General features: G+C 69.7%; 3 protein-coding genes. 1 reads left to right on the top strand and 2 read right to left on the bottom strand.

Annotated elements, in window-relative coordinates:
* Window positions 1-106 precede the first annotated feature (106 nt).
* Entirely contained in the window at window positions 107-4,939 is a 4,833-nt protein-coding gene (locus tag GGQ61_RS17445) for an NAD-glutamate dehydrogenase (protein ID WP_183775630.1), read from the bottom strand.
* A 178-nt stretch (window positions 4,940-5,117) separates the two neighbouring features.
* Window positions 5,118-6,251, bottom strand: a complete 1,134-nt coding sequence (locus GGQ61_RS17450; RefSeq protein WP_183775632.1) for an AI-2E family transporter — start codon at window positions 6,249-6,251, stop codon at window positions 5,118-5,120.
* A 373-nt stretch (window positions 6,252-6,624) separates the two neighbouring features.
* On the opposite strand from GGQ61_RS17450, the gene GGQ61_RS17455 reads away from it, so the two are divergent.
* Window positions 6,625-8,115: a helicase HerA-like domain-containing protein gene (locus GGQ61_RS17455; RefSeq protein ID WP_183775635.1), complete on the top strand. Its 1,491-nt coding sequence runs from the start codon at window positions 6,625-6,627 to the stop codon at window positions 8,113-8,115.
* The last annotated feature ends 148 nt before the right edge of the window (window positions 8,116-8,263 follow it).

An 8,263-nucleotide genomic window follows, 5' to 3' on the forward strand; every position in this document is an offset into this window, starting at 1 on the left:
TTCATGGGTCCCGGTCTTCGGCTGCGCCGAAACCGGGATGACAGATAGAGAAACGCCGCGGATCGGAGGATCCGCGGCGTTTTTGTTGGTCCGAAGGTGCGACGCGTTACTTCGCTTCGACGTTGGCCAGTTCGCGCAGCGCCGCGTTGGCGATGGTGAGCTTGGCGAAGGACCAGGCCCCGCCGGAGGCCTCGATCTCCTCGACCGCCTTGCGGGCGGCGAGGGCGACGTCGCGGCGCTCGGCGGTCCAGGCGGCGATGGCGGCCTTGGCGGCCTCGTCGTCGGCGCCGGCCTTGGCGTCGTCGGCATAGGCCATCACCGCGCGGGTGACGGCCGCCTGTTCGGCCAGCAGATCCTCGACCAGACGCCGGACGGCGGTGCGCTCGAAGGCGTCGCCGGCCGTGAAGCCGCCGGCGGCGGCGCGCAGGCGGTCGAAGGCGAAGGCTGCGCCGACCTGGTGATAGAGGCGGGCGGCCGCCTCCAGCTTCCAGTTCGAGGCCTCGGCGAGGTCGACGAGGTCGACGGCGACGGTCAGCGGCTGGAGGCCGGCGACCTGGCGGGCCAGGGCCTCCGGCGCGCCGGCGTCGGTCAGACGCGCAACCTGGGCTTCCAGGCGCTCGCGCTCGACGCTGGAGAGGATATCCGGCACCAGCTTCTTCAAGGTCGCAGCGCCCGGACCGTAGCGCTTGACCAGGGCCTCGACGCCCTGGCCGCCGCGGGCGGCGCGGCGGGCGAGCCAGAAGGTCTCGCCGCGCAGGGTGTAGGCCAGGCGCCGATAGAGGGCCATCTGGCCGGCGGCCGGGATCTTGCCGTCGAGGGCCGAGACCTGGTCCCAGGCGGCCGGCACGCCGAGCACCGCCTTGGCCGCCTCGTAGGCGGTGACGAAGGCGGTGACGTCGCAGGACGCCGCCGCCATCAGCCGGGTCGGGAACGACGGGCCGCAGCGGTTGATGGCGTCGTTGGCGACGACGGTGGCGATGATCTCGCGGCGCAGGCGGTGACGGCGCAGGGCATCGTCGTACTTGCGCAACCCCTTGGGGAAGTAGCCTTCCAGCAGGTCCTCGAAATAGGGGTCGTCGGCGACCGGGCTCGTGGCCATGTCGCCCTTCAGCTCCAGCTTGCCGTAGGCCAGCAGCACCGCCTCTTCCGGACGGGTCAGGCCCTTTCCGGCTTGGCGGCGTTCGGCGATGACGGCGACGTCGGGCAGGCCCTCGACCGCGCGGTCGAGCTGACCGCGGGCCTCCAGGTGGGCCATGTAGCGGGCGTGAGGTTCAAGCTCGCCGGCCGCGTCCAGGTCCATCAGCGAGAGCGCCAGGGTCTGGTCGTAGTTGTGGTCGAGCACGTGGTCGGCGACGTCGTCGGTCATCGACTTCAGCAGCTTGTCGCGCTTCTTGCGGTCGAGGACCCCGGTGCGCTCCAGCATGCCGGTGAGGATCTTGATGTTGACCTCGTGGTCCGACGAGTCGACCCCGGCGGAATTGTCGATGGCGTCGGTGTTGACCCGCCCGCCGCGCAGCGCGAACTCGATGCGGCCGGCCTGGGTCAGGCCGAGGTTCGCGCCCTCGCCGACGACCTTGACCCGCAGGTCGGCGCCGTTGATGCGGATGGCGTCGTTGGCCTTGTCGCCGGCCTCGGCGTTGGTTTCGCGCGCGGCCTTCACATAGGTGCCGATGCCGCCGAGATAGAGCAGCTCGGCCGGGGCCTTGAGGATGGCGGTCATCAGCTCGGACGGGGCGAGGCTGTCGGCCTCGACGCCGAGCATAGCCTTCACTTCCTTGCTGAGCGGGATCGACTTCAGGCTGCGGGCGAAGACGCCGCCGCCCTTGGAGATCTTCTTGCGGTCGTAGTCGTCCCAGGACGAGCGCGGCAGCTCGAACATGCGCTGGCGCTCGGCGTAGGAGGTCGCCGGATCGGGATCGGGATCGAGGAAGATGTGGCGGTGGTCGAAGGCGGCCTGCAGGCGGGTCTGCTGGCTCAGCAGCATGCCGTTGCCGAACACGTCGCCGGACATGTCGCCGACGCCGACCACGGTGAACGGTTCGGACTGGATGTCCTTGCCGAGCTCGCGGAAGTGGCGCTTGACCGCTTCCCAGGCCCCGCGGGCGGTGATGCCCATCTCCTTGTGGTCGTAGCCCGCCGAACCGCCGGACGCGAAGGCGTCGCCCAGCCAGAAGCCGTAGGAGTCGGCGATGCCGTTGGCGATGTCCGAAAAGGTCGCGGTGCCCTTGTCGGCGGCCACCACGAGATAGGGGTCGTCGCCGTCATGGGCGATCACGCCGGCCGGATGGACCACCTTGCCCTCGGGATCGAGGTTGTCGGTGATGTCGAGCAGGCCCGAGAGGAAGGTGGTGTAGGCGCGGACCGCCTCGGCGCGGATCACGTCCGGCGCGCCGCCCTTGGGCAGTTGCTTGGGATAGAAGCCGCCCTTGGAGCCGACCGGCACGATCACCGCGTTCTTGGTCTGCTGGGCCTTCACCAGGCCGAGCACCTCGGTGCGGAAGTCGTCGCGGCGGTCGGACCAGCGCAGCCCGCCGCGGGCGACGGGCCCGAAGCGCAGGTGGACGCCCTCGATGTGCGTCGCCCAGACGAAGATCTCGCGATAGGGCTTGGGCAGCGGCAGGTCGGCGAGCTCGCCCGAGGCGACCTTGAAGCTGATGTAGGGCTTGGGCTGACCGGCCTCGTCGAGCTGGTAGTAGTTGGTCCGCTTGATCGCGCCGACCAGCAGCGCCAGGCGGCGCAGCACGCGGTCGTCGTCGAGGCTGTCGACCTGCTGCAGGGCCTGGACGATCTCGTCCATCACCGCCACGGCCTGGGCCGTGCGCGTGGGCAGGTCGGCGCCAGTGGCCGGATCGAACTTGGCGCGGAACAGGTCGAGGATCAGCCGCGCGACGCCCGGATGGTTGGAGAGCGCGGTCTCCTGGACCCGCTGGCTGGGGTCGAGGCCGGACTGCTGGCGATAGCGGGCGAGCGCGCGGATCAGCGCCGCCTCGCGCCACGAGATCGACAGCTCCAGCACCAGGCGGTTGAAGCCGTCGCTCTCGGTGGCTCCGGTCCAGACGGCGGTGAAGGCGTCCTCGAAGGCGGTCTTCACGTCCTCGAACACCAGGTGCTCGCCGTGCTGGTCGTCGAGTTCGAACTCGTGGACATAGACGCGGCGGCCGCCGGCCGGCATCACCGGGTAGCCGCTCTCGACCATGGCCTTGAGGCCCATGTTCTCGAGGATCGGCAGCACGTCGGCGAGCGGCGCGGGGGAGCCGGGATGGTATAGCTTGAAGCGCAGCTGGGTCTTGGAGTCGGCGGCGCGGCGGAAGGCGCGGATGCGCACGTTCTCGCCCGGCTTGAGGCTCTCGAAGACCGCGATGTCGGCGAGGGCTTCTTCGGCGTCGTAGCGCTCCCGATAGCCGGCGGTGAACGCCTCGGCGTAGCGCGCGACCATGTCGGCGACCTGCGCCGTCGCCCGGCCCGAGGCGCGGACGGCGGCGGCGAAGCGGTCTTCCCAGGTGCGGGCGGCGGCCGCGATCTGGGCTTCCAGCGACTTCAGGTTCGGCTCGGCGTGGTGACCGGGCTGGACGCCGATGATGAAGTGGACGCGGGCCAGGGGGCTGTCGTTGAAGGCCGGATAGTAGGCCGAGACGCGGCCGCCATAGGCTTCGGCCAGGATCTCGCCGGCGCGCTGGCGCAGGTCGGAATCGTAGCGGTCACGCGGGACGAACAGCAGCACCGAGGCGAAGCGGTCGAACGGGTCGCGGCGCTCGAACAGCCGCACGCGCGGGCGGTCGTAGAGGTGCAGGATGCCGAGCGCGGCGGCCAGCAGGTCGTCTTCCGAGGCCTGGAAGAGCTCGTCGCGGGGATAGGTCTCCAGGATGTTGCGCAGGCGCTTTTCGTTGTGGCTGCCCGGGGCCTTGCCGGCGCGGGCGAGGACGGCGGCGACCTTGGCGCGGATCAGCGGCACGGCGTGGGCCGGCTCGTCATAGGCCTCGGCGGTGAACAGGCCGACGAAGCGGATCTCGCCCGAGGGCTTGCCGTCGGCGCCGTAACGCTTGACCCCCACATAGTCCATGTAGCCGCGGCGATGGACGCGCGAGCGCAGGTTCGACTTGGCGACGATGACCGGATCGGAATCGAGGCTAGCCTGGACCTGGGCGGTCAGCAGGGCCGGCTCGGAGGAGCGGCGCAGCACGGTGCGGGCCGGATCGCGCAGCACGCCCAGGCCGTCCTGCGGCTGGAACAGCGGCTCTTCCTTGGCGTAGCCGCCGTCCTTCAGGCGCGGGTATTCGTAGACGCGGGCGCCGAGATAGACGAAGTGCTCGTCGTGCAGCCAGCGGAGGAACTCGAGATCCTCGTCGCGGGTCGGGCCGGCGGGGGCGTCCTGCAGTTCGCCGATGGTGCGGGCCATCAGTTCGAGCATGGCGGGGAAGTCGTCGACCGCCGCGCCGACGTCGGCCAGCGCAGCGCGCACGCCCTCCAGGAGGGCGGGCTCGCGGTCGGCGCCGACGCGTTCGAGGATGACCTGGATCATGGATTCCCGGCGAGGCGAACCCTCGGCCAGGCGTGCGCCCTTCTTGTCGCGGGCGACCTCGACGACCGGGTGGAACATGGCGCGGACCGACAGGCCCTGATCGGCGATCTCGCCCATCACGCTGTCGACCAGGAACGGGGCGTCGTCCTGGAGGATCTCCAGGCGTTCGAGCGCCGGGGCGCCTTCGACCGGGACCAGTCGGATGACGGGGGCGGCGCCCTTGCGCGTCGCGGCGAAGGCCCAGAAGTCGGCGAGTTGCGCGGCGAGGGCCTTGCCCGGCAGCTCGGGCAGTTCGTCCGGCGCGGCGTCTTCGGCGGCCTGGGCGATGAAGGCGCCCGCGGCGGGGTCGTCGCCGGCCAGGGCGGTGAAGGCCGTGACCAGGGCGCGCTGGGCGCTCGTCAGCTTGGGTCGCTTGCTCATCGGACGGCCCCCGATGCGAGGGCGCCGCCGGAGGAGAGAGTCCGGCGGCGCGTGGCTTCGCCTTGGGGGGGAAGGCGGAGCGCTTGGGGCTCGCAGCGGCCGGAGCCGCCTTGAATTCGGGGGGCGCCCGAACGGACCTTAGATAGGGAGGAAGCGAACAAGTTGAAGGCCTTGATTTTCAGTCTTTGGTTTCACGCTTGCGTGACGGTGGGCGGGTGCGTTTGGCGACCGGCTTTTCGGTCGGCGCGGCGACCGGGCGGCCGCGGAGCTTCTCGGGCTGGCCGTCGGCCGACAGCAGCACCGCCAGCCAGCGGGTGCCGTCGAATTGGGCGAGGATCACCATCGCCATGACGGTGAGCGGGGTGGAGAGGAACATCCCGGTCATGCCCCAGATCAGGCCCCAGAGGGCCAGGCTGAGCAGCACGACGATCGGGTCCATGTTCAGGCTGTCGCCCTGCATGCGCGGCAGGATGATGTTGCCGACCACGAACTGAATGGCCTGCAGCACGCCGAGCAGGATGATCGCCGGCCAGAAGCTCTCGAACTGGATGAGGGCGAAGACCGGCGGGGCCAGGATGCCGACCGCGCCGCCGATCACCGGAATGTACGAGGCGATGAAGATCAGGAAGGCCCAGAACACCGCATTGTCGAGGCCGACCGCGATCATCGCGATCCACGAGGCGATGGCGATGATCAGGCCGGTGACCGTCTGGACCCAGAGGTACTGCTCGACCCCGTCGCGGATGCGGTGGAAGGCGGTCATCGCCTCGTTGCGCTCGGCATGGTGCGGGAAGAGGCCGACCACCTTGCGCTGGAAGCCGCGCCGCGAGGCGATGATGAAGCCCAGATAGATCAGGATGAAGAAGGCGTCGGAGGCGAAGCCCTGCAGGCCCTTGGCGAAGTTGGCCAGGTAGGCGCTCGGGTTCAGCTGATTCAGCAGGTCGCTGATGGTCGGCGGCACGTCCATGCCGAACAGGCCGGCGATCTGGGCGATCAGGTTGTTGAGCCGCGGGGTGTAGGTGACCAGCTGACCGACGAATGTGGTGGCGTTCTCGGCGATGATCACACCGGACGCGCCGAACAGCAGAACCGAGAGCACGATGGCCACCGGCAGCGCCGCCTTTTCGCTGACCCAGGGCATGTACTGGCGGATCACCCGCGCGAAGCCGTCGACCATCACGGCCAGAAACACGGCGAGCGCCAGGGGGGTGAGGATGCCCCGCAGCAGGTAGAGGGCAAGACCGGTCGCGATCACCGCCAGGATGACGAGTGAGACGCGGACCGTGTGGGACTCTGAAGCTCGGACGGACATGAGATCTTTTTGCGGTGGTGGTTCCCCGAGACTGTCAGTGTCGGAGCCTGCCGCGTCAATTTCGACCATCCCTACCCCGGTTCGACCGGCGTGGGGAGTGTCTATGCCGATAAGACGTGCTCCTGCGGTTTATCCTCACCGGTTCCGCAGAAAATTCGGCAATGAGTTTTCGTGAACATCGTTCAGGAACGCGACGGAATGCCTGTGGGCAAAGTCCAAGCGTCATCCCGGAAGCCGCGTTGGCGGCTGTCGGGGATCCATTCGCGCGGATGGCCGAAGACCGGGCGCGGAGACACTTGGTGAAGTGAAAGCCTATCGCCGTGGGGCGTCCGGCCCGCTAGCTTCGCCGGATACGAACCTTGCGGAGCTCCCCATGTCCGACGGCGTCCTGATCGGTTTCTCGGATCACCTCGAAAACCTCCTGCTCAACCGGGCCAACCGCCATGGCCTGGTCGCCGGGGCGACGGGGACCGGCAAGACCGTGACGCTGCAGGTGCTGGCCCAGGGGCTGTCCGACGCCGGCGTGCCGGTGTTCGCCGCCGACGTGAAGGGCGACCTCTGCGGGGTGGCCGAGCCGGGAACGCCGAACGCCAAGTTCGAGGAGCGCGCCAAGCTGATGGGGCTGACGCTCAATCCGCAGGCCGCCCCGACGGTGTTCTGGGACCTGTTCGGCCAGCAGGGCCATCCAATCCGCGCGACGGTGTCGGAGATGGGGCCGCTGCTGATCTCGCGGATGCTCGACCTGAACGACGTGCAGGAGGGCGTGCTGACGGTGGTGTTCCGCGCCGCCGACGACGAGGGCCTGCTGCTGCTGGACCTGAAGGACCTGCAGGCGGCGCTGACCTTCGCTTCCGAGAACGCCAAGGAGCTGGGCGCCAAGTATGGCAACGTCTCGCCGGCGACCGTGGCGACCATCCAGCGCAAGCTGCTGGTGCTGGAGGACCAGGGCGGCGGGGGCTTCTTCGGCGAGCCGGCGCTGCAGCTGTCCGACATCATGCGCACCGACGGCGCGGGCCGCGGCTATGTGAACATCCTAGCCGCCGACAAGCTGATCGCCAGCCCCCGGCTCTACGCCACCTTCCTCTTGTGGCTGATGAGCGAGCTGTTCGAGGAACTTCCCGAGGTCGGCGATCCGGAGAAGCCGCGGCTGGCGTTCTTCTTCGACGAGGCGCACCTCCTGTTCCGCGACGCGCCCAAGCCGCTGCTGGAGAAGGTCGAGCAGGTGGTGCGGCTGATCCGCTCCAAGGGCGTCGGGGTCTATTTCGTGACCCAGAACCCGGCCGACATTCCCGAGACCGTGCTGGGCCAGCTGGGCAACCGCATCCAGCACGCGCTGCGAGCCTACACACCGACCGAGCAGAAGGGGCTGAAGGCGGCCTCGAACTCGTTCCGCGCCAACCCGGCCTTCGACACGGCCGAGGCGATCCAGGGGCTGGGCGTCGGCGAGGCCCTGGTCAGCGTGCTCGACGAGAGGGGCGCCCCGACCGTGGTGCAGAAGACGCTGATCCGGCCGCCGGTCTCGCGCCTGGGGCCGATCACCCCGGCCGAGCGGGCGGCGATCATGGCCCAGAGCCCGGTGCGCGGGCTCTACGACACCGTCAAGGACCGCGAGAGCGCCTACGAGATGCTGAAGGCGCGGGCGGCGGCGGCCACCGAGGCCGCCCAGACGCCGGCCTCGCCGTGGGGCGGACAGCCGGCCCCGGCCCCCGCGCCGCGCGGCCGCGCGCCGGCCGCGCCGCGGCCGCGGGCGTCGAACCGCCAGTCGATGGGCGAGGCTTTCACTAAGTCGCTGCTGCGCCAGGCGGGCAGCACCATCGCCCGCGAGCTGATGCGCGGCATCCTGGGCAGTATGAAGAAGCGGTAGCGGCCAGCCCCACCCGTCTCGCCGCCGAGCGGCGATCCTCCCTCCCCCATGGAGGCAGGGCTATCGCATATGGCCGAGCATGGAGAGCAGGAAGGCGTTGTCCCACCCGGCGCGCTTGATCTTGGTCTTCATCGAGCCCTTGGCGGGG

Source organism: Phenylobacterium haematophilum (assembly GCF_014196295.1).
GTDB lineage: Bacteria > Pseudomonadota > Alphaproteobacteria > Caulobacterales > Caulobacteraceae > Phenylobacterium > Phenylobacterium haematophilum.

What these genes read in the sequence shown, in the direction of transcription:
- GGQ61_RS17455 (WP_183775635.1), top strand. Translation starts at nt 6,625, where the DNA reads ATGTCCGACGGCGTCCTGATCGGTTTCTCGGATCACCTCGAAAACCTC.
- GGQ61_RS17445 (WP_183775630.1), bottom strand. Translation starts at nt 4,939, where the DNA reads ATGAGCAAGCGACCCAAGCTGACGAGCGCCCAGCGCGCCCTGGTCACG.
- GGQ61_RS17450 (WP_183775632.1), bottom strand. Translation starts at nt 6,251, where the DNA reads ATGTCCGTCCGAGCTTCAGAGTCCCACACGGTCCGCGTCTCACTCGTC.